Source organism: Paenibacillus diazotrophicus (genome assembly GCF_042610465.1).
The window spans coordinates 243362-263924 of sequence record NZ_JBGJZN010000002.1 but is presented as its reverse complement, the minus strand read 5'-3'; the positions used below and the strand labels follow the sequence as shown (position 1 = coordinate 263924).

The window sequence follows — 20563 nt, the reverse complement described above, 5'->3', positions numbered from 1 at the left end:
CACCCGATCATCCCTACTGGCGGCGCTAACTTCATCTCTGCTCTAAAGCAATTCATTGAAATCTGCCGCAGCTTTCCGCCGGAACTGTAGCCGGGACTTCCTACTCTCTGCCCAAACGTAACAGCCCTGACTTCTTATTGTTAACAGATCGTGTCCTCCAGGCGGATGATTTACAGTATAATTGAACAGATTGGAACTTTTAGTCTCTGGAGGTTATTCTGTGAAAAAAATACTGACTGCTTCTGCACTCGCTCTGCTCATTGCCGGATGTGCGGCAGCTCCAACTATAGATTCAATATCCGCCGCCGCGCCACTTACGTTGTCCGTGGATGGCCAGCCTGTTCTGCCCATGCTTCATCCTTTTCATTCCGGAGAGCTCCTCTATGTGCCGGCAAGAGCGCTGCTGGAATATTATCCGGTTGAATTAAAATGGGATAATATCCACAAAAAGCTCACGCTTACCGATAACAGCTCCAATACGGTTCTTTCACCCGGCAGTTCAGCCATGCAGGTTCGATATACGCAGACGGACGGAGGTTATGAAGAGAGGCTGGAGGGGCCTGTCATTCTAAGGGATGGGCATGTGTATTTTTCTGCCGATATGATATCCCTGTTAACTGGTGCCGAGCTCGCAGCCTCTGGTGACACAGTAATCATAACCTCTGGAGATGTCAGTACATCCGTGCGGGTTCCCGCTGAGCCACTGGCAGTTGCAGCTGGAAGCTCCGGCAAGGTCAAGCTGTATGCAGCTCGGAAGGATGGCAGTACCTATAAAGGATTCATCCTCGAAGTGAACGGTAGGAAGCACAGCTTCGAGTGGGAGGCCCCCAGACAATTGTCATATTCTCCGGAGCTTTACTATGCCGATGTGGATAGCGACGGCAAGCCGGAAGCTACAGTGGTATTCAACCTGGGAACAGGCACTGGAATTTCTACGGAGGAGGTTCATGTGGTCAAACCGGAAGATTGGAAGGAGCTTGCACTACCAGCAGCGGAAAAAGCAGCCTCTGCAGGGCTCTCCTCCAAGATCTCGCTCGACAACGGCGATGTTGTGGTTCACCTGGAGCTGGCTGGCTCTGCTCCATCGAAGGTTACCTTAAGGCTTCCCGGCCGCGCCGGGGATGGCGGTCTGGAGCATTTTGGCACACAGGCAGGCATCGGGGCAGTTACTCATTATCAGGTGGTAGATGGCAAGCTGAAGGCAGAGACCAGCGTAAATGCTGGAATTGAGGAAAGTATGGGGACATTGATGCTGGACTACAAAGCAGGCAATGGAGGATTAATGCTGGACTCGATCAAGTTTGAACCTCACGATACCACTAAGCAATACGTGATAAAGGAGCAGTCCGACCATGATTGATGCTCATATTCATCTGGAGCAATATACAGATTCAGAGCTGGAACCTATGCTGCGCGGACTTGCAGGGCATGACCTCCATTCGCTGGTTGCGGTCTCGATGAATCTGGACTCCTGCATCCGCACACAGGACATTGCGCTGCGTTATCCCGGCCGGGTGAAACCGGCTTATGGCTTTCATCCCGAGCAGCCGGTTCCGGCGGAAGAAGAGCTTGCCGCGCTGATGAAATGGATTGGTCAGCACGCAGAAGAAATGGTGGCTGTAGGCGAGATCGGGCTTCCCTACTATTCAAGAGCCGAGGCGCTTCAGCGTGGTGAAACATTCGAAATGGAGCCCTATCTTCGGGTTCTGGATGAGCTGCTTGCTCTGGCTGCCCGGCTGGACAAGCCAGTGGTGCTGCATGCTGTATATGAGGATGCCTTAACTGTCTGCGACCTGCTGGAGAAGCATGGCATCACCAGAGCTCATTTTCATTGGTTCAAAGGCCCGGAGGAAGCGGTGCGTCGGATGGTTGAACGCGGCTATCATATCTCCTTCACACCGGATATTGTATATGAACCAGAGATTCAGGAGCTCGCCCGCCGTTATCCGCCGGGGCTGGTCATGGCTGAGACCGACGGGCCATGGGCATTCGAAGGTCCTTTTGCCGGACAATCTACCCATCCGGCGATGGTTCATCATGTTGCGGATGCCTGGGCAGCGCTACATGGATATTCTGCCGTTCAGGCGAAGGCGATGCTGACCGCCAACACGGCGCGATTTTATCAGCTGTAGCCTGGGCTACTGAATCCCCTGCCGCTTCACGTTACCACCAGACCATCCAATCAGCTTCTTATCAGCCGCGCTTGATCGCCAGACGGTAGCCAAGATTCATGACAAAATTATAAACGGGATGTGTTCTCGATACCCGCATCCGGCGGATGAATGATGGCAGTGAATAGAAGCGACGCCGGAAATCGAGATATCCCTCATACAATTGCTCAGAAGTCATGCCCAGAGGACGAAAGACCACATCAGTCTTGCCGTTATATAGACTCCAATTCTCATTCAGTAGACGCTGCTCCCGCTTCATTTGGGCATATACCGGTGTCTGGGGCAGCGGTGTCAGCAAGCTGACCGTCACACCATCAATCCCAAGTGCCTCGCAGCCATCCAGCGTCTGCCGGAAGGAATCTGTCGTGTCCTCATCGAACCCGAACACAATGCCGGCCTGAATCATAATGTTATACCTGTGCAGCTTGGCGATAATCTCCTGGTAGGCCCCCACCCGGTTCATCCCTTTATTCACACCGCGCAGCGCGGCTGTCGAGAAGGATTCCAGGCCCACGAACAGGTATAGACAGCCTGCGGCACTGGCTTTGGCCAGCAGCTCATCGTTACTGCAATCCGCCAGAGTTACCTGTGCCGCCCATTTTTTACGCAATGGTCTTAGCTGCTCCATCACTTCCATGGCATGGGCTTTATCTGCGAAAAAGTTGTCATCCCAGAACACAAAAAAACGTGACTTCATCAGGGAAATTTCATGAATCACTTCACTGACCGGACGGGTACGGAAACGGTTATGGTAGATTTGCTTCAAGTTGCAGTAAGAGCAGTTGTAGGGACACCCGCGGGTGGAGAATACGGCCCCTTTCATCAGTGAGTTTCTATGTAACAAATCCCACCGGGGCAATGGCAGATTCGTCAGCTCCGGAATATCCACCGAACGGTACTCGGTCCGATAATTCCCCTGGTAAAAGTCCTCCAGCAGCAGGGGCCAAGTGGCCTCCGCCTCTCCAATGACAAGGATATCACAATGCTCCGATACCTCCTCTGGCAGCAGTGTGGCATGGGGGCCACCCATCACTACCTTCGCGCCTCCAGCCTGGAATCTCTCCGCCATCCTGTAGCAATGCCCGCTGTTTGGTGTATTCACCGTGATCGCTACCAGATCAAACCTCTCCCCGTAGGGAACTTGCTGCTGATATTCATCCACAAGTGTGATTTCGTATTTTGTTTCATCTATGAATCCGGCCAAATAAGGCATTGTAATCTGTACGAAGTTATTGAACTGTTTTCTCCGGAATTGATTAATTTTCTGGTTCTCCGGCTGGACCAGCAGAATGCTTTTTCTCATGGGACACCTGCCTGCTTCATAAATTTATGGGGGAGAAATGGGATATGCTGCGCTTCTACCTTTTTACACATTCGCCCATGCGTTCCCATTTCCTCCATAAAAGAAAAAAGCCTCTTCAAGCTTGTCCTGAGGCCAGAGTTGTCGGCCAGAGTAATCGGCCAAAGAGGATACCACCCAGCCCAAGAAGGACTTGAATGATGCCAAAACTCACGAAGATGCTGCCAGGCCCGGCAATCTGGACCAGCAGTCCTCCCAGCACCGGGGCGAAAATCATTACAAAACCAAGTACGGTGCTTAAGATACCAAAGATCCTGCCGGTCATGTGGGGCGGGGTCTCTTTTTGCAGGCAATAATTGAAGGTCACGAAAAAGGTCCCATTCCCGATACCCAGGATGAATCCGAGCAGCAGCACCCACACTACAGAAGCGCCGGACTGAAGCAGACCAAGCCCCCCCACTGAGCCACCGATCAGCACATAGCCCATCCCCAGTCTGAGGCCATAGCCCGTTCCCGGATTCAGCTTATTGAGCAGAATAATGATACATACCGCACCCGCCCCGGAGGCTGCAACCATCCAGCCCAGCAACGATTCATTCACCGGTGAGATTACCCGGAACAGGCTAGTGAACTGAAAATCAATGATCTGGATCGCCAGGGCTCCCGCAAGTCCAAATAACATCGTATGCAGCAGCAGGCGGCTGCGCAGCATAAAGCTCCAGCCCTCTGTCCACATCATGCGTATAGGCACCCGTTCCTCCTGAGTCTGTGCCGCGGGGAGTTCACCTTCCGTATGGATGTTTTTGACGGAGAGCAGCAGCAGGTAGGAGCATACACGAAATGCAGCGTTCAGCAAGATACACCACTGCGGGCTAAGGAGGGTTAGAGCTACGCCGCCCAGCAGAGGACCGGCGATCTTGGAGCCCTGGTTCACGATACCGTTCAGTGAGGTGGCTTGCAGCAGTTGATCTTCCCTGACAATACTTCGGGTCATGCTCTGCTGGGCCGGAACATTCAGCGTGGAGATCGCCGAACGCAGCGCAAGCAGCGGCAGCAGCCACAGCATGTTGGGTGCGAACAGCACTAGTACGGTCAGAATCGCAGTTAGCAGATCGCATAGGCGCATCAGCTTCAACTTGTCATGCCTGTCGGCAGCGGCCCCGGCTACAGATCCGAGTAAAAGGTTCGGGAGCGCCATGGCAACCGGAATCAGTGCCAGCATCAGCGGAGTGACCTGCCAACGGTAGCCGACGAGCACCTGAATAGCCAGTGTATCGAACCAGTCACCAAAGGTTGCTGTGGCGAAGGCGCTGTACACGCGCATGTATACTTTGTTGTGCAGCAGGCTGTGTCCCTGCTTCATGGAAGCTTCCATCTGTCATTCCTCCAGGTTACATGTAGATTCATGGAACAGTTTCGTTCGATGATCTAACGGTAACAGGGAAATGTCAGAGAATGATCAGAGGGATTCCAGCAACTGCTGCATTAGTTCCTCCAAAGGCTGCTCCAGCCGCTTCAACCCGGATTTCTCCAGCTCCAGCGCAAAGATATTTTCATATTTATACTGCAACGCTTGCTCAGGCGGAAACATCCGGCAGAAATGCACAATCTGATACAACGCATATAGCCGCAAGGGGAGGAACCCTGTCAGCTCCTGCACCTGCAATCCCTCATCCAGCAGCTTCTCTGCCTCACGCCACTGCTTCTGGCGGACATACCAGAGGCCCTTTACCACTTTATAGCTCCCAATCTCCCGCAGAAAAGGCTTTTCCTGCAGAATCCATCCAATATCTTCTTCCATCTTAATAAGCTCATCGTTCCCGGTCCCTGCCACCAAGTTCACTAACCATTCCGTAATCTTGATGACGGGGATGAAGTTCTCATAATGGAGCTCCGCAATCACCTGATGTGACCGCTTCAACCTTTCCAGTGCTCTCTCCGGTTGTCCCGCAAAGGTGTATAAATCCAGAATCGTAAGAATCTCCAATTCTATTTGGTGGGATGGATGCAGAAGCTTATGCTCAATCACCTGCTCGCAGTAAGCCAGCCTCTCCTTGGGATCACCGGAGAGAAAGTAGAATACACACAGATAAAAAAGCCGATTCCTGAGCGGAACCTCATCCGTATACAGCAGCCAATCCAGATCTCCCTGTACAAAATGAATGACCATCCAATATTCCGGGTCCAACTCGTAGCCGAGAATGTCCTTCTGACGCGCCAAAGTAAGCATGGATCTGCCTTGACCGTATACATGAAATTTGGAGAACACATCGCGCATGGTATCGCGCAGCTCCGAATCCTTCGTTGTTGGATGGATCATTACACCGGCAGGAGATCCCGGCAGGGTCAGACTGTACCCAAAGCCACGGACGGTCCGAATACCCACGCCGTTCAGGACGGCCAGCTTTTTGCGCAGGCGATAGATATGGTCATCCACTGTGCGTTCTACCGGATACTCCAGCGGCCATACATGATCCAGCAGCTGCTCCCGGCTGAACGTACGCTCCCGGTTGCGGTACAGAAATTGCAGAAGAGCGAATTCCTTGGGCAGCAGTGTGATCGTTATCCCGCCTGCTGTAACCGTGAACTCGCTCCCGTCTAATTCAAGATGCATAGCCGAACCTCTTTTCCAAGGATAAGTCCATGGAAGTATTATAGCTTATCCGGCCATATTGTTAATCGAATCCTGTTCGGAAAATACAGAGATATGATCCACCTTACCGGAAGCCTCCGGAATGATGAACTTGAGATCATAGCGCTTGCCTGCCTGATAAATGTAGATTTTATCACTGCCGTTGACCGTGGTGCGATCCGGTGTGCCGAGCACCGCTTCAATCTGCTTCAGCGTCAGCTTCTGCAGATCGGCAGCACTGGAGCGGACATCAAAGATCTTGCTGCCCTTGTTAAAGCCGAATACCACGTGCTTCTTACTGTATGTTGCATAGATGCCTTTGCCCGCTGACTCCTTCGTATCCGGCTCACCCCAGTCTGCTTCCACCTCGTCAATTAATGCGGTGTGTGCGGCATATTCCACACCCGGCACTTTGCCTTGCTGTGCCAGCTGTAAAAGCTCTGCGAGCAGCTTGTTACTGTCCTGTGTTACGGAAGTTTGTGGTACGGAGGTCGCGGCGGCGCCTCCGCCTGCAGCACTTGGCGAAGCGGCGGACGGTACTTCCGACGGTTCTGTGGAAGGAGGCGCAGACGGGCTGCTTGCTTCCGGTTGTAAGGTTGCCGCAGCTTCCGCTGTAGGAGCCGCTTCCTGGGAGTCGTTCCCCGCGTTATTATTGGAAGAGCTGCAAGCGCTAAGCCCCAGCATAGCAGCAAGTATTAGAATTCCGGCTGTCGATTTGAATGAAGTTGTCATGATTTGTTTCATCTCCTTGGGTCGTCTGTTCTCTAGAGCATTCTGTTAATCCAGACGGGTGACAATAAGTAAAAGTTGCAGCAGAGATATTAGCCGAATTAGCAAAAAAAGCGTCCCCGTCTGCTCAGTAGCCGGGGACGCGCAAGGTGATTTTATCTAGATCAGATTGGACTTCTTCAAAGCGTATTGCCTGTTGGGACTATAGGCTTCACGCTTATTACCACTGGTGTTTCCGTCCGTTGACTGATCTGCTTCACTTCAAACTATCCATCGCTTCCTTATCAACCACGTACGTTCCCGCCATCAGATCATGTACGGCCCGGTTATTCTTCAAGAATGCGACGCATAGGCAGTCTATGATAATCACAAAACCCAAAAATGCATTCATACCAATCACAAGCGGGAGCCATTCCCCGCCATTACTGAAAAACGACAGGTTGTCATACGCACTCAAGCTCATAATAACTGCCAGCAATGAGTTCAGTATATATATACTATACCGGATCAATGCCTGCTTCACAGAGGGCAGCTGTCCGTCCGCATTAATAATTCTGACCTTCAGAAGCAGCTTTCCGGGTGTCCCGCCATACTTGACTACCATATAAATATTAAATGCGCCAAGCAGCGCAAACTGGATAAATAACGGTATCGCCGAATGATAATACTCTGTCGCCCAGACGAAAAACTTGTTGATTAAATAGGCCGGAAGAAGCAGCACCAGAACATCCACTATGCTGATCAGCACTCTTTTCCAAAACCCTACAAATTCACTCGCAACCAACTGATCTTCTACACTTCGCTCCATCTTCGCCTCCAGAGTTAAGAACTGTATGCAGCCAAAATATCCTTCCCTACCTGCTTCGCTTCTTCCAGTGTGCTCGCCGGACCTGCAATATTCCCCTCTCCGTTCTTAAGGTTATAACGCTTATCCAGATCGGTCAGCGTAATCCAGAACCGGTCCAGCTTCTTCGATGCAGATATCACCCCTGTTATACGTGTTGAGTGATCAGCATCCAATGCCGTCATAACCCCAAGATAATAGCCTCCGCTATCCTTCAGTTTTATTTTATAGGTCAGATCCTGATCTACAGTGAGTGTTCCGTTAAAAGTACTTTTGGAGAACAGCAAGACACCCCGGACAACCTGGCCTTTAAAGTAGAGAGTTGTGCTTTTTATGATTCCGGATTCATTCGTATAGATAATACTCCCGTATTCCCGCTCCGCATGCTGCGGCCGCATCCAAAGATAGAGCAGTACAAGTACAATTAGGGTCAGTCCAATTCTTAGCCATACTTTTTTATTCATCGTTCCTCCCGTGGTGTTCTTCTAGTCTATTGCTTCTGCACTGTAAACGTGAACGTCCACGTGGCTGTGTTGCCGGAATAGCGTCCCCGGTTTTCAACGACGGTCACCTTGATGGCTTTGCTGATTGTTTTGGTGATAGCCGAGGCTTTGATAGAAGCGGTCGCCGTGGCGGAGTCCGGAATTTTGTCCTGTTCTTCCGCATATGCCTTCAGTTGAACACTTTCTGTAGACTTCAGGTCCAGAACCACGGACGAGCCCTCTTGGATCTCTTTATCGTTAATAGATGCCTTGGTATACCACTCATTACCCACATGATTGTTATCGGTCAGTTTTGCACTGACCAGGGTTACCTTAACCTTGATGTTTTTGGATGCCGCCGAAGTGGATTGTACCGGTACGGCCATACTGAACAGGAGTAGCAGCAGTAACATGATTCTGATTCCCTTAATGCGCATTTGAGAGTGCCTCCCTCATATTTTAACTGTATGAATTATACATTTCGCCAAAATGGGCCATGATCCTCCACCTCATCTGTAATTTTTTGGTTTTTTCGTTATTTCGGTACCGCCAGTTGTAAAAGGTTAGCTATTCCCGCTCACGGATCGTTCGCTGCAGCTGCACGATTTCGGCCATCAGCTCACGGTCTTCTTCCACCGTCCCTTTGGCTTCGCTGTGCATCAGTTGGTTCAGCCGCAGCTTTAGCAGCTGCAGTTCTCCTTCCCGTGATTGCTCTTCCGGAGTAAGCACCCGGCTCCGATCCTTGGCCGCATATTCCTCATAGGTACCCGTGAACAACCGGGGTTCTCCTCCACGCTCCAGTACAAGCATCCGGTTGGCCACTTTAGCATGCAAATACCGGTCATGCGAGACGATAACGAGCCCGCCGGGATATGAAGCCAGCGCTTCTTCCACCCGCTCCCGGGTATCGATATCCAAATAGTTAGTCGGCTCATCGAGCACGAGCAGATTGGCACGGCCAAAATACAGCCGCAGAAAGGCCACACGGCATTTCTCACCAAGGCTTAAATCTCCGATCTGTTTATACACATCCTCCCGCGGGAACAAGAAGCAGCCCAGAATCGTCCGCGCCTCCGTCTGCGTCATGCCGGGAAGCTCCAGCAAGCTGTCCAGGATGGTTGATGACAGAGGCAGATCATCCAGTTCCTGGGCAAAGTAACCCACCCGCGTGCGGGGATGCATGCGTACTTCGCCACCGTCAGGCTCCAGTTGACCTGCGATCAGCTTCAGCAGCGTGGACTTGCCGGCACCGTTGGGTCCAAGGACAGCAAGACGGTCCCCGCGCCGCAAAGTCAAATTGAAGTTCTCCAGCAGTGCAGGGGTTTCCCCATATGCATAACGGACACCGTTCATCTCAAGCAGCGAATCTCCCCGGAAAACCTCCCCTTCCAGCTTCATGCTCAGCTGGGACGCAGCCTGCGGGAGTTCTACCCTGTTCTGTTCCAGGCGCTTCAGACTCGACTCCTTGGCATGGAGGCGGGAGACATTCTTTTTGGCTTGGGCGCGCCGGAAATCGTTCTGACCGGCAGCAAGGTGGGCCTGCTGGAACCACCTGGCGTAACGACGGATGCTCTCCAGCAGCTTTTCCTTCTCCAGCTCCTGCTTTCTGTACTGCACCATAAGCGTCCGCGACTCTACCTCCTTCTGCTCCCGGTACTGTGTATAGGCTCCCGGATATCGCCGGCAGCCCTGCGGGCTCAGCTCCAGCACTGCCGTAGCCGTCCGGTCAATGAATCTTCGGTCATGGGAAACGTAAAATACCGTCCCCGGATAATTCCGCACCCATTCTTCCAGCCAGTACATTGTCTCTTCATCCAGATGGTTCGTCGGTTCATCCAGTATGAGCAGCTTCGGTTGACGGGCCAGCAGCGCAGCTAGCTGAACTCTGGTCTTCTGACCCCCGCTTAGCTGGCGGTAAGGCAGCTTCCATACCTCCGGATTCAGCATCAGCTGGCTAAGGCATTGCTCCGCCTTGGCCTCCCAGCCATATCCATCCAATTGGAGGTAGCGTTCATATACTTCCCCGTATTCAGCTACCAGCGCTTCATCGTTACCGCCTGTCGCATGGAGCATATGCCCCAGCCGCTCCAGCCTGCGCTTAAGGTCATCTACCTCAGGGGAGCCGGACAGCACATATTCCAGCGCACTGACATCAGACCGGATCTCCAGCTGTTGGTCCAGTACGCCCCGTTCCTCCGGCGGCAGACCGTGAAAGACGCTGCCCTCCTCGAAGGCATAACGTCCGAGTATCCCCTGCAGCAGTGTCGTCTTGCCGATTCCATTGCGTCCAAAGAGCAGCACGCGTTCTCCCTCGGCAATTTCAAAAGAAACATTCGTGAACAGGGAAGTACCGTTCCATTCTTTGCGTATATTTTTAACCTTGATTATGGTCATATCCATTCCTCCGCTTCCATGAAAATACAAAAAAACCGCAGCCAGCGGCCTGCGGTAGAGCATGTATGAAGGAGGGAGGATGCCATGGAACAGCCAACAGACTACGCTCCCTGTTAAATCGCTAGGCGAGCCGTCCATTTAGCTATGTCCATCTATATCAAGCATCGTAAGGTCCCCGATCGACACACGTATCCCCTGACCGTACACCCCAAGCAAAAACAGCTGTGCCGTCCTAACATAGAGACGGTACGGTTTCAGCTTATATATCAAAGGGTGTCCCGTGGCTTGTGCATAAGCACATCCCTAGTTAATGGTCTTATGAGAAGAAAACGTGTTAGTTATTCATCGCTTCGGTGAACCTCCGTAATTGTCCGAAATGTCATATTACTTATAGCATATGCAGCTCCAAGAGCTTAAGCAAGGTCAAGAACCTCTATATTCAAAGTTTACCCATTAGTTATTGCTCAGCAGCGGGACAGCAAACGGCAGCAGAATCAGCAGCAGGGAGAGGCTCGTTAAGCTAACCGTCAAATTCCGGCCCAGCTTCTGATTCTTGTCAGATTTGAACCAGCCTTTGAACTGCCAATAATTGCGGTACAGCACAAAAAATAAAATGAAATTTCCGATCGCAGCGCTCCCGGGGTATATCGTCCAGCCGTACAGCAGCTTAAATAGGACGTATTCCAAGCCACCCAGTATTCCTAATGTCAGTACCAGCATAAGACACATACGTAATATCTCGATCACAAAGGTTACCAGCTTGCTCATCATGCATCACCTCTTCCCGTGAGTAAGAACTCGTTCTGCGGCTTGACCCAAATGGATATGCGTACTGCTCCAGCGCAGAATCTCCTGATTATTTTGGACGATCATCCGCTTGTAGGCATAATCCTCGGTCAGTTCCATAATTCTGGGCATATCCACCCGCCCATAATTCCTATTCCATTCAAACAGCATCTTATACAGATTCTTTAATGTCTGGTTGTAATTTCCCCGCTCCAGGCCGAGCCTTGTTCTGATAAATCTCTGTACCACCCGCAAGTCCTGGACTAGCCGGTTAGGCTGGATCACAATAATATAATCTGCCTGCCGGAAGCTCTCGCTCCCCCATTGATAATGGACCCCTTCGATGATCCATGCGTTAAGAGCAGCAGTTTCAGCTAATAACGAATCTCTAACCTCCGGTGTATTCCGCAAGTTCGGAACCGTTCTGTCCCATACAAAGTTATCTGTTTCAAAGTAAGGGATGCCATAACGCTTGGATAATTCCCTGGCCGTATAGGATTTACCGCTTCCACAGCCGCCAATAATCCGAATTCGAATCTCAATCACCTTCCAATCAACCTAATCCAGCGGATTTCAGCCTCTACCTCTCTAAGCTCTAGTATAACTGCCGTACCATTAAATGGTAACAAAAAAAACAGCAGGCGTCTGCCCGCTGCGATCCGGGGATTCTCTAGTGCCGATCCTTCCTAAAAGGTGACCGTTGCCTCCTGCTTACTCCATTTGAACGGAAGACCAAACAGCTCTGTAAGGCTTCCAAGCGGAAGATAGAGACGGTTGTTCACATTTTTGGAGGCGATCATTGGGAGGGTTTGGCCCTGTACAACCGCTTGAGCGGTCAATGGGATATGCGTCACTGAACGGTCACCTATGGTGATCACCAGTGCTCCGGTTCCAGCATCCTGCATCAGCGTCCCTCCTAGCAAAGCTACCGTTTCCCTTAATGGGACATACACCCGTGAATTCTCCAGAATGAAGTCATCCTTAAGTTTCAGGCGTTGGCCATCAATGATGAAGGTGCCAGTAAACGCAGTAACCCCGAGCAAATAACCATTTTGGACTGCAATGCTAACCAGACTGAGTGCTGAAGAGGTAATCACTACTTTTGTGTTCTTGGCAATCTGCGGATACAGCCAGTGGATGTCTTCATTATGCATCCGGATGCAGCCGCCACTAACATATTTACCGATAGAAGATTCGTTATTATTACCGTGAATGGCGTACGTTGTGCCCTTTGTGCCGTTTACTTCAAGTCCCAGCCAGCGGTCCCCGAGCGGATTCGCCGGATCTCCTCCGGGAATATGTTCTTTGTAATAGGGCCTGTTCTTGATCTTGACGACAATTCTGAAGCTGCCTTCTGGCGTGAGGCTCTTGGTCTTGCCTGTGGCAACCGGAAAGGTCCGGACCAGCTTGCCGCCACTGAAATAGCCCAGCGTATTCGTCTTTTTGTTCACAATAATCAGATCCGAGGACGATGCTGCCGATGCGTTAGACGCTCCCTGGAAACCTAACGTTAGCAGGAGCAGAAATACAAGCGTCACCGTAATGCTCCGTGTTAAGTGGAAACGGCTTCGCCGTCCTTTTACGGACAGTATCCGTTTCAGCGAAAAATAGAAGGGAAAATTATTGTAAGTCCTTGGTCTGGCAACTAAATCATGCAGATTCATGCAGCCCCTCCTCCAGATAATGGGTGATTATGGAAACTCTTTTCTAGATAGACGGAAGGTTGCAGCAAAAGTTGCAGTGCAGCTCGTACCTTTCTATTGAACCCCGTCCCACCGGCAGTGAAAGAGTAATTGTAGAATTGGAGCCGCTAGACCAGGCAAATCAAGCAAATGAATATTCATTACTTTCCTCAGAGATAATAAGGGTGCAATCCAAAACCGAACATGCCAAGGAGGCAAAATATTTTGAATTCCAACATGTCCAGCCAGATCAACCAATGTGAGCAAATCATTCAGCAGCTGATCTCTCAAACACAACAAGCCACCCAAAACTACCAACAGCTGCTTCAACAGGAACAGCAAAATGCTGCCAAGCTTGAAGAATTGGCAGACCGTGAACGTAAAGCCAGTCAAATGATCCAGCAGGCTCTGCAGGGTCATCAGACAGCTATGCAGCAGCTGCAGCATGCATCCCAACTGTGTAGACAGATGGAGCAAAACGCTCAAACGTCCAGTTTCAGCACTGGCATTCAGGGATTTGGCACAGGGGCTCAAGGCTTCAACCCCTCTTTCAACCCGGCTTTCCATTCTTCCATGACCCAACCAGCACAGATGCAGCATATCCCAATGATGCCTTCCTTCAATTCGCAGCAAATGCATTCGCCTATGTCTTCAAGCCCATCCTTTGGTTCATCCATGAATCAAGGCCGCAACTTTCAGTAATTAAATAACACTTCAACTTCAAACGGGTTCCTCAGCAGCCTATTCCGGCTGACGGGGAACCCGTTTTGAAGTTGTCAGGAGCCGGGAAGACAAGAATCCATTGCAGCTGCAAGTGGGCTTCATACCACGAGCCGTCCCCGTTTCTCGGCGAGTGTGATCGTCGCTTCAACGCCGGAGTTGAACTCCAGGAAGTCGCTTTCGACCCCGTCACTGAAGATGACTCCATCCTCCGGCATCTGTGAGGTGATCTTCAGCGGGGCCTTGCTGCCAATCTGCCCGAACACCAGCCCGGCCGAAGTATTCCGGCTGGGGAAAGGCTCCCGAACCGAAAAGTACAGGTTCGGGTGATCCCACGGGAGACGCTGCTCCATCCCGGCAGTGTCTGGCTCCACCCCGGCGGATGCCCTTTCGCCAGCGACCCCCTGCAGCTGCGCCGCGCTGCGAACAATCCCCGCCGCTCCGGCGAGCACGCTTTTGAGCCAGCCGGTGGAGCCCATACCAGTGGAGACAATGATGCCGCTGGAGGATTGCTGCTCGGTGACACCGTTCAGCTCCACCTGATAGCGGGCGGACACATGGGTCTTGCGGCCAATGAACAGATCATTGACGCCATAAAGGCTCTGCCCGTCATTGAGCTGCGCTTTGGCAAGCGTAACCTCCCGTACCTGGCGCTGTCCCCGGAACACCTCCGGCACCAGCCGCCGGAGATCTTGGACGGTGAACGGCAGCAGCACACCGTCCCAGCGCTGCGGATCGGGATTGACCCCGATCAGCGGCTGCTCCTGCAAGTATTTTAGCGTATTGGCTACAAGTCCGTCCTGTCCCAGCACCACTACAGTGTCCTGCTCCCCGAAGATGAAATTCGGCACATGCTGGCGTTCCAGCAGCTGCACCCGGCCCACCGCACCCAGCTCGATGACTGCAGTCTCCACGGCCTTCCGGTAATGAAAGTCCTCGCTGAGATAATCGCTGAAATCCGCTCCGAGCCGTTCGATATTGAACTGCGCCTGCTGAATCGTATTATAACGGACTACCAGCTCTTCAAGGCGGGACTTGCGCTTGATCAGGATGATTTTGTTCTCTGTGCTCCGGCTCCCGCTCATCGCCCCCCGCCTCCTCTCGCAGCATTCCCGCCGTTTCCTGCCGAACCGCCCATCAGTCCCTGAAGCAGATCCGGCGAAATGTTCAACTGTCCGATCTTGCCTGCATTCTCCGCCAGCTCCTGGAAGGCAATCGCAATCAGCTTATCCGGCTTCATGCCTACATTGGTCAGGGCCTGCAGCACACCAGGCGCTACGCCCTGCAGCGAATTCATCACTGCCGACAGCTCATAGGCTTTGGCATCTGCTTCGGCCCGCTGGTTGGCTACAGTCAGCCCGATCAGCTCCTGCTTCTTCTCTTCAAGTGCGGTGTCGAAGCTGAGCTGTTCCTCCTTCATCTCATTCTGCTTCTGCTTCACCGACCGTTCGGCGTCCAGCTGGGTTTCGCGGATCTGCTTTTTCTTCGTCTCGACAGCAATTTCCGTATTCAGCTCATTCTCCTTCACGCGGCGCTCCTGTTCAATGGAAGCATTACGGCGCTCATATAACGCGTTGTCCGCCACCCGGAGAATCTCTTCTCTGGCCTGTGCCTCCAGGGCGCGCAGCGTCTCCTTATTCGGGACGATCGCCAGAATCGACAGGCCCATCAGCTCAATGCCCAGCTTCTCGATCTCCGCGTTCTGTACTATTTCCTGGGTAATGCTCTTCGCCAGACGTTCGCTCGCCTTAATCGCTTCACGCAGCGGCAGCTGCTCCAGCTGCTTCTTGGTCAGAACCTTGGCGATATTGATTACGCGCTGCGCCAGCTTGCCAGGGTCATCGGAGAGATACGTATTTTTGCGCAAATTATAAGTGTAATTGAGAATCTGTGTAGTTTTGCGGTAGTCGGCAATCCGGTAGGTCAGTTGTCCCTGTACGGTCACTGTCTGGTAATCATTCGTAACCTCTTCGAACATGAACGGAACATCAATGGAGGATACCGGCACCACAACAACCGAAGTCGTAGGCGCATAATAATGAAAAGAAAGACCCACTCCCTCACGCACAACCTTACCGTTCTTCACCTTAAGTACATAGTCGCTGGGCTGGAATTTTACGAATCTGAATCCAAACATGATTATTTCCTCCTTTTGTCATCTGTTATTAACAATTTGTTATTAACAACATCTTAGCACAGGATTTTGATATTATCAATATGTTAATAACAAAATTATCATAAAAAATACGCCACACTCTCCAGTTTCGGAAAATGTGGCGCAAGCAGCGGAAATCTATGCATAACCATAACAACGACTGCACACAGCTGTTTATGACTATTTATTGGTGATCATTTATTATTACCGCTATTTCACAGTAACCTTAACCTTGACGGCTTTACCGCCGTATTTCACTGTAATATAGGCCGAACCTTTGCTGTTTGCCTTGATCAGGCCGTTTTTACCGGTGGCTACCAGTTCCTTGGTCGAGGCCCACACCGCGCTCTTGGACACATCGGCTTCACTGCCGTCTTCAAAAGTAGCGGTAGCGGTCAGCTGTACGGATTGACCCGCCGTCAGCGTCAGATTCATCTGGCTGATCTCCAGGTATTTCAGCACATCTACGGTGACAGGAACCTTGACGGTTTTGCCGCCATATTTGGCCGTCACATAAGACTTGCCGTAAGCCACTGCTTTGACTGTGCCTCCGGCAACCGTGGCGATTTTGTAGCTCCCGCTTTTCCATTCTGCCTTGTCTGTAACATCCTTCGTTTTGCCGTCGCTGTACGTGATTGTTACGGCTACTTTCGAGGTATCTCCGGATTTCATCGTCAGGTTGGTCACAGACGCATTAATCTCCGACACTTGATCCACTTCAACGCTGATCGTCGTCTTTTGACCGCCATAGGAGGCTGTGATGGTTGCCTTCCCTTTCAGAACGCCCGTTACCAGCCCTTTCTTCACCGTGGCAATCGTCGCCTTGGATGTGGTCCAATCCGCATCTGCGGTCACATTCGTCTCTACACCCTTCGAGTCAGTAGCTGTCAGCGTGATCTGCTCTTTGTCTGTCGCTGCCATCGTAATCAGGCTCACATCTGCCGCAAGCTCATCCACCAGTCCAACCTTGACGGTAATGGTTGCAGATACTGTACCTAGTTTGGCCGTAATTACCGCTGTACCCGTGCCTACTCCGGTAATCAGACCGTTGTCAACGTCAGCAATTTTTGCATCGCTGGTGCTCCATTCGACTTCATCCGTCAGGATCTTGTCGCTGCCATCACTATATTGTCCGGTAGCTATCGCCTGATAAGTCTCCTCTTCCTCAAGCTCTGCCGTTTTGGCTTGCAGTGTCAGCTTGTTCGGGGTCCCCGCTGTTACTTTAATGGCTGCAGTCTTACCGCCGTAGGAAGCGGTAATCACTGCGCTGCCTGTGGCGTATGCGGTGATGGTTCCATGGCTTACATCTGCCACATCGGCATGATCCGAGCTCCAGACTGCATCATCCGTCACATCCTGAGACGTGCCGTCTTCGTAATTCGCCATAACCGTTACGTCCTTGGTCTGATCCACGCCGAGATTCAGCTTGCTGATGGTGAGATTCAGCCGGGAGGCGGTTTCGACCTTCACGGTAATGGTGACAGTTTTGCCGCCGTACACTGCAGTTACTGTAGTCGATCCCGACTTATAGCCAGTAATCAGACCTTTGGTAACTGTAGCGATATTCTCGTCTGCTGTGCTCCATACCGCGTCATTCGTGACCACACCAGGGACCCCGCTCGCATCCAGCGCGGTCAACACCAGCTGCTGCGTCTTGTTCAGTCTTAGGAATACAGTGTCATCGTCGACGCTGAGCTTGTTGCTTTTGCCTACAACTGTCGTCATGGTTACCGTCTTGGATGCGTAGGTTGCAGTAATTGTCACCGTTCCTTCCACGTAGGTTGTAATCACTCCCTTAGCCACAAAAGCCACCGCATCATCACTGGAACTCCAGACGGCCTTGCTTGTCACATCCGCCGTAGTTGCATCAGCAAAAGTAGCCGTCAGCACCAGTGCCTTGGTGGCATTCACCGCAAGATTCACGCTTGTCTCACTAAGGGCAAGATGTCTAGCCGTGCCGATATCTACGGTAACCGTTGCTGCCACACCGTTATAAGTACCCGTGATCGTGGCCGTACCTACGGAATACCCTGTGATCAGACCTTTGCTGACCAGAGCCACACTCTTATCGCTTGTGGTCCACACCGCGCCGCTTGTCACATCAGAGGAAGAACCGTCTCCGGCAACAGCCGTCAGCTTCAGCTGCTTCGTCCCTCCCGATTGCAAAAACACGCTCTCTTCACTGGCAACGAGCTTGTTGACAGCCCCAACTTCAACATCAATTGAAGTCTCTAGCGTGCCGTAAGCCGCACTGATGGTAGCCGTTCCCGCGAGCTTGTAAGTGGTGATGACTCCCTTTTTGACATAGGCAACGAGTTCTTCGCTTGAGCTCCAGGCAGCCTCTGAGGTTACGTCTTCCGTACTGCCATCGGCATAGGTTGCTGTAAGTGTCAGCGTATGGGTGGAGCTTGTCTTGAGGCTAAGCTGCTCCTCACTTATATCGAGATACCGCGCTACAGCAACATCTACATCCACCACTACCGATTTATCACCGTAGGTTCCCATGATGGTAGCTGTTCCGGCGGTATAGCCGTACACTTTGCCTTTATATACATAAGCGATGCTGGAATCGCTGGAACTCCAGATGGCTGAGTTCGTCACATCCTTGGTGGTTCCGTCAGGATATACCGCTGTCAGCTTCAGCTGCTGATCTTCTTCCAGATTCAAAAACACGCTCTGATCGTCAACCATTAGCTTACTCGTCTGATCTACCGTCACTTGAACGGTTGTTGTTTTGGTGCCATATTTGGCCGTGATAACCGCAGTTCCCTGCTTGTACCCTGTAATGACGCCTTTGAGCACGTCCGCAACTTCTTCATCACTGGAGGACCAGGTAGCAAGGGGAGTTACATTCTCCTGCGTACCGTCCGCAAACGTGGCAGTTAGAACAACAGATGAGCTGTCATTCAGCAAAAGCGCAAGCTCCGGCTGATCCACGCTAATCCGCTTGGCGACCTCTACGTTCACTGTGACGGTTATGGTTTTTTTGCCATAGACACCTGTAAGGGTAGCCGTACCGGAGGAGATCCCCTTTACGTTACCGTTGACAACGGTGGCAACTGCTGCATTGCTGGTGCTCCAGACGGCCTTATCCGCCACAGTGGCATCAGTGGTATTGTCGGAAAAGGTAGCCGTCAGAATAACCCTGTCGGTCTCTCCCTTGCGGATATCCAGGCTTTGCACATTCTGCGTCAGAGCTTTGACCTTCTTCGTTACCGTAACGGTGGCCGCCTGGGAGAATCTCGTCCCGTCACTGTATGTATACACGGCCACAATGGTTGCCGTCCCTTCCGCTTTTGCGGTGACGATGCCATTGTAGACACTTGCGACAGCCGGTTTGTCACTGGACCAGTCACTGCCTACAGTGACATCCCCTGACGTGCTGTCTGAGTAGACCGCCGTAGCTGTCAAAGCTTGCGTGTCTTCCATGGCAAGTGAGAGTTCATTTGCGCTCAGTACGATTTTGGAGACCGTAACCGCAGTACCCGCCAGTGCCGGGCCTCCGTTCCCGAACACCAAAACCATCGATAAAATCATAAGAAAAAAATAATTAACCCTTTTCTTTTTCAAATCTCTTTCCTCCTAGCCAAATTATGATTTCATTCTCTTATCGACATTTGCCGACCTTCAAATCAGGTACTAAAGAACCAAATAACTTCTTATAACAACGATAATACGTCAATATTTTCCCTTATTTATGTATGGGAGCCGCTTTGTTCAGACCTACTCTGCCGATCCGAAAAACAGGCAAGCTGAGAGCATCATAACAACCCTAACTGAATCTATTCTGAAAGCGGCAAAGAAAATTTGAACGAGCAGTTTTCTCTTCCAGGTCTCTCCAAGACTCTATATAATGAATTTCATATGATAATTCTAAGCGGAAGGAATGAACGAGGAATGAGCCAGGAAATAACGGTCATACAGCTTGAGGAATTGCAACCGGAGATCCTGCAACAACTAAATAAACTGATTATAAATGTCGTTGAAGACGGTGCCTCTATCGGTTTTCTGCCTCCGATGGCAACGGATGAGGCTGCTGGTTTCTGGCAAGGGGTACTGGCTCCTGGCGTCCTGCTCTGGGTGGCACTCGAGGGAGAAACGGTAGTAGGCACGGTGCAGCTTCACTTCGTATTGAAGCCCAACGCCCCGCACCGGGCGGAGATCGCCAAGCTGATGGTTCATCCGGAGCATCGCCGCAAAGGCATTGCCCGCCTGCTGATGGCTACCGCAGAGCAGGCAGCCGCAGCAAATGGCCGGACCCTATTGGTGCTGGATACGCGCGAGGGTGATCCTTCCAACCTGCTGTACCAGTCACGCGGATTCGTGGAAGCAGGCAAAATCCCGAATTATGTCATCAACGGCGACGGGGAAATGTCCGCCACGGTGATTTATTACAAGTACAGCTAAGCTAGGGAGCAACCGGACCAGCTCCGGGGAGCAGCGGTTTTCGGCAGAGGGGTCGGGTGCCAGGCCGTAAACAACGTCAAACGCCCGCCCGCGAGCTCCAACGGCATTTTTGCCGTTGTTTTCGGGCACATGCCCGCGCGCGGCCTCAACAACGGCATTTCTGCCATTGTTTCCGGGCCACCCTATTCCCTGGGACAAGTCCATCCATGGAATAGGTTCTAAGCGCAGCAAAAAAGCCATCACCAGCCTGCGAAATAAGCA

At 51.7% G+C, this 20563-nt stretch carries 18 protein-coding genes; 4 read left to right on the top strand and 14 right to left on the bottom strand.

Features of this window, described 5'->3' with window-relative positions:
* Positions 1-220 precede the first annotated feature (220 nt).
* The gene (locus ACAN54_RS12470; RefSeq protein WP_379154860.1) at positions 221-1360 is read left to right on the top strand and encodes a stalk domain-containing protein; all 1140 of its coding nucleotides are present in this window, start codon (positions 221-223) and stop codon (positions 1358-1360) included.
* On the top strand, positions 1353-2132 hold the full coding sequence (locus ACAN54_RS12465) for a TatD family hydrolase (RefSeq protein WP_379154857.1): 780 nt from the start codon (positions 1353-1355) through the stop codon (positions 2130-2132). Before ACAN54_RS12470 ends, ACAN54_RS12465 begins: the two co-directional genes overlap by 8 nt.
* 61 nt (positions 2133-2193) lie before the next feature.
* On the opposite strand, the gene ACAN54_RS12460 is transcribed toward ACAN54_RS12465, so the two are convergent.
* From ACAN54_RS12460 to ACAN54_RS12410, 11 genes are all read right to left on the bottom strand, one after another.
* On the bottom strand, positions 2194-3474 hold the full coding sequence (locus tag ACAN54_RS12460; RefSeq protein WP_379154854.1) for a B12-binding domain-containing radical SAM protein: 1281 nt from the start codon (positions 3472-3474) through the stop codon (positions 2194-2196).
* A gap of 115 nt (positions 3475-3589) precedes the next feature.
* Complete coding sequence (locus ACAN54_RS12455; protein WP_379154851.1) at positions 3590-4846, bottom strand: MFS transporter; 1257 nt, start codon at positions 4844-4846, stop codon at positions 3590-3592.
* Positions 4847-4930: 84 nt separating this feature from the next.
* The gene (locus ACAN54_RS12450) at positions 4931-6085 is read right to left on the bottom strand and encodes a winged helix-turn-helix domain-containing protein (RefSeq protein ID WP_379154847.1); all 1155 of its coding nucleotides are present in this window, start codon (positions 6083-6085) and stop codon (positions 4931-4933) included.
* A gap of 45 nt (positions 6086-6130) precedes the next feature.
* Positions 6131-6835, bottom strand: a complete 705-nt coding sequence (locus tag ACAN54_RS12445) for a YjgB family protein (protein ID WP_379154844.1) — start codon at positions 6833-6835, stop codon at positions 6131-6133.
* A gap of 253 nt (positions 6836-7088) precedes the next feature.
* The gene (locus tag ACAN54_RS12440) at positions 7089-7640 is read right to left on the bottom strand and encodes an RDD family protein (RefSeq protein ID WP_379154841.1); all 552 of its coding nucleotides are present in this window, start codon (positions 7638-7640) and stop codon (positions 7089-7091) included.
* Between the two features lie 14 nt (positions 7641-7654).
* A complete protein-coding gene (locus ACAN54_RS12435; protein ID WP_379154838.1) occupies positions 7655-8140 on the bottom strand; it encodes a hypothetical protein in 486 nt (161 codons plus the stop codon).
* Positions 8141-8166: 26 nt separating this feature from the next.
* On the bottom strand, positions 8167-8595 hold the full coding sequence (locus ACAN54_RS12430; RefSeq protein WP_379154835.1) for a hypothetical protein: 429 nt from the start codon (positions 8593-8595) through the stop codon (positions 8167-8169).
* A 130-nt stretch (positions 8596-8725) separates the two neighbouring features.
* Positions 8726-10552, bottom strand: a complete 1827-nt coding sequence (gene abc-f, locus ACAN54_RS12425; protein ID WP_379154832.1) for a ribosomal protection-like ABC-F family protein — start codon at positions 10550-10552, stop codon at positions 8726-8728.
* Between the two features lie 453 nt (positions 10553-11005).
* Positions 11006-11320: a hypothetical protein gene (locus ACAN54_RS12420; protein ID WP_379154830.1), complete on the bottom strand. Its 315-nt coding sequence runs from the start codon at positions 11318-11320 to the stop codon at positions 11006-11008.
* Positions 11321-11326: 6 nt separating this feature from the next.
* Entirely contained in the window at positions 11327-11884 is a 558-nt protein-coding gene (locus tag ACAN54_RS12415; protein ID WP_379154827.1) for a P-loop NTPase family protein, read from the bottom strand.
* 140 nt (positions 11885-12024) lie between these two features.
* Complete coding sequence (locus tag ACAN54_RS12410; RefSeq protein WP_379154824.1) at positions 12025-13002, bottom strand: L,D-transpeptidase family protein; 978 nt, start codon at positions 13000-13002, stop codon at positions 12025-12027.
* A gap of 243 nt (positions 13003-13245) precedes the next feature.
* Here ACAN54_RS12410 and ACAN54_RS12405 point away from each other — a divergent pair, with 243 nt between their 5' ends.
* Entirely contained in the window at positions 13246-13722 is a 477-nt protein-coding gene (locus tag ACAN54_RS12405; protein WP_379154821.1) for a hypothetical protein, read from the top strand.
* Positions 13723-13841: 119 nt separating this feature from the next.
* Here the strand turns inward: ACAN54_RS12405 and ACAN54_RS12400 are convergent, their stop codons facing one another.
* The 3 genes from ACAN54_RS12400 to ACAN54_RS12390 all read right to left on the bottom strand — a co-directional run bounded on the left by ACAN54_RS12400 (position 13842) and on the right by ACAN54_RS12390 (position 19465).
* On the bottom strand, positions 13842-14825 hold the full coding sequence (locus ACAN54_RS12400) for a diacylglycerol kinase catalytic domain-containing protein (protein WP_379154818.1): 984 nt from the start codon (positions 14823-14825) through the stop codon (positions 13842-13844).
* Positions 14822-15877 carry an SPFH domain-containing protein gene (locus ACAN54_RS12395; protein ID WP_379154815.1) on the bottom strand — a complete coding sequence of 352 codons (1056 nt, stop codon included), beginning with the start codon at positions 15875-15877 and terminating at the stop codon, positions 14822-14824. The genes ACAN54_RS12400 and ACAN54_RS12395 overlap by 4 nt, the downstream gene beginning before the upstream one ends.
* 228 nt (positions 15878-16105) lie before the next feature.
* Positions 16106-19465, bottom strand: a complete 3360-nt coding sequence (locus tag ACAN54_RS12390; protein ID WP_379154812.1) for an Ig-like domain-containing protein — start codon at positions 19463-19465, stop codon at positions 16106-16108.
* A 327-nt stretch (positions 19466-19792) separates the two neighbouring features.
* Between ACAN54_RS12390 and ACAN54_RS12385 the strand changes: the two genes are divergently transcribed.
* Complete coding sequence (locus ACAN54_RS12385) at positions 19793-20302, top strand: GNAT family N-acetyltransferase (RefSeq protein ID WP_379154808.1); 510 nt, start codon at positions 19793-19795, stop codon at positions 20300-20302.
* Positions 20303-20563: the final 261 nt, after the last annotated feature.

What these genes read in the sequence shown, in the direction of transcription:
- ACAN54_RS12465 (WP_379154857.1), top strand. Translation starts at nt 1,353, where the DNA reads ATGATTGATGCTCATATTCATCTGGAGCAATATACAGATTCAGAGCTG.
- ACAN54_RS12460 (WP_379154854.1), bottom strand. Translation starts at nt 3,474, where the DNA reads ATGAGAAAAAGCATTCTGCTGGTCCAGCCGGAGAACCAGAAAATTAAT.
- ACAN54_RS12455 (WP_379154851.1), bottom strand. Translation starts at nt 4,846, where the DNA reads ATGGAAGCTTCCATGAAGCAGGGACACAGCCTGCTGCACAACAAAGTA.
- ACAN54_RS12450 (WP_379154847.1), bottom strand. Translation starts at nt 6,085, where the DNA reads ATGCATCTTGAATTAGACGGGAGCGAGTTCACGGTTACAGCAGGCGGG.
- ACAN54_RS12445 (WP_379154844.1), bottom strand. Translation starts at nt 6,835, where the DNA reads ATGACAACTTCATTCAAATCGACAGCCGGAATTCTAATACTTGCTGCT.
- ACAN54_RS12440 (WP_379154841.1), bottom strand. Translation starts at nt 7,640, where the DNA reads ATGGAGCGAAGTGTAGAAGATCAGTTGGTTGCGAGTGAATTTGTAGGG.
- ACAN54_RS12435 (WP_379154838.1), bottom strand. Translation starts at nt 8,140, where the DNA reads ATGAATAAAAAAGTATGGCTAAGAATTGGACTGACCCTAATTGTACTT.
- ACAN54_RS12430 (WP_379154835.1), bottom strand. Translation starts at nt 8,595, where the DNA reads ATGCGCATTAAGGGAATCAGAATCATGTTACTGCTGCTACTCCTGTTC.
- abc-f (WP_379154832.1), bottom strand. Translation starts at nt 10,552, where the DNA reads ATGACCATAATCAAGGTTAAAAATATACGCAAAGAATGGAACGGTACT.
- ACAN54_RS12420 (WP_379154830.1), bottom strand. Translation starts at nt 11,320, where the DNA reads ATGAGCAAGCTGGTAACCTTTGTGATCGAGATATTACGTATGTGTCTT.
- ACAN54_RS12410 (WP_379154824.1), bottom strand. Translation starts at nt 13,002, where the DNA reads ATGAATCTGCATGATTTAGTTGCCAGACCAAGGACTTACAATAATTTT.
- ACAN54_RS12400 (WP_379154818.1), bottom strand. Translation starts at nt 14,825, where the DNA reads ATGAGCGGGAGCCGGAGCACAGAGAACAAAATCATCCTGATCAAGCGC.
- ACAN54_RS12395 (WP_379154815.1), bottom strand. Translation starts at nt 15,877, where the DNA reads ATGTTTGGATTCAGATTCGTAAAATTCCAGCCCAGCGACTATGTACTT.
- ACAN54_RS12385 (WP_379154808.1), top strand. Translation starts at nt 19,793, where the DNA reads ATGAGCCAGGAAATAACGGTCATACAGCTTGAGGAATTGCAACCGGAG.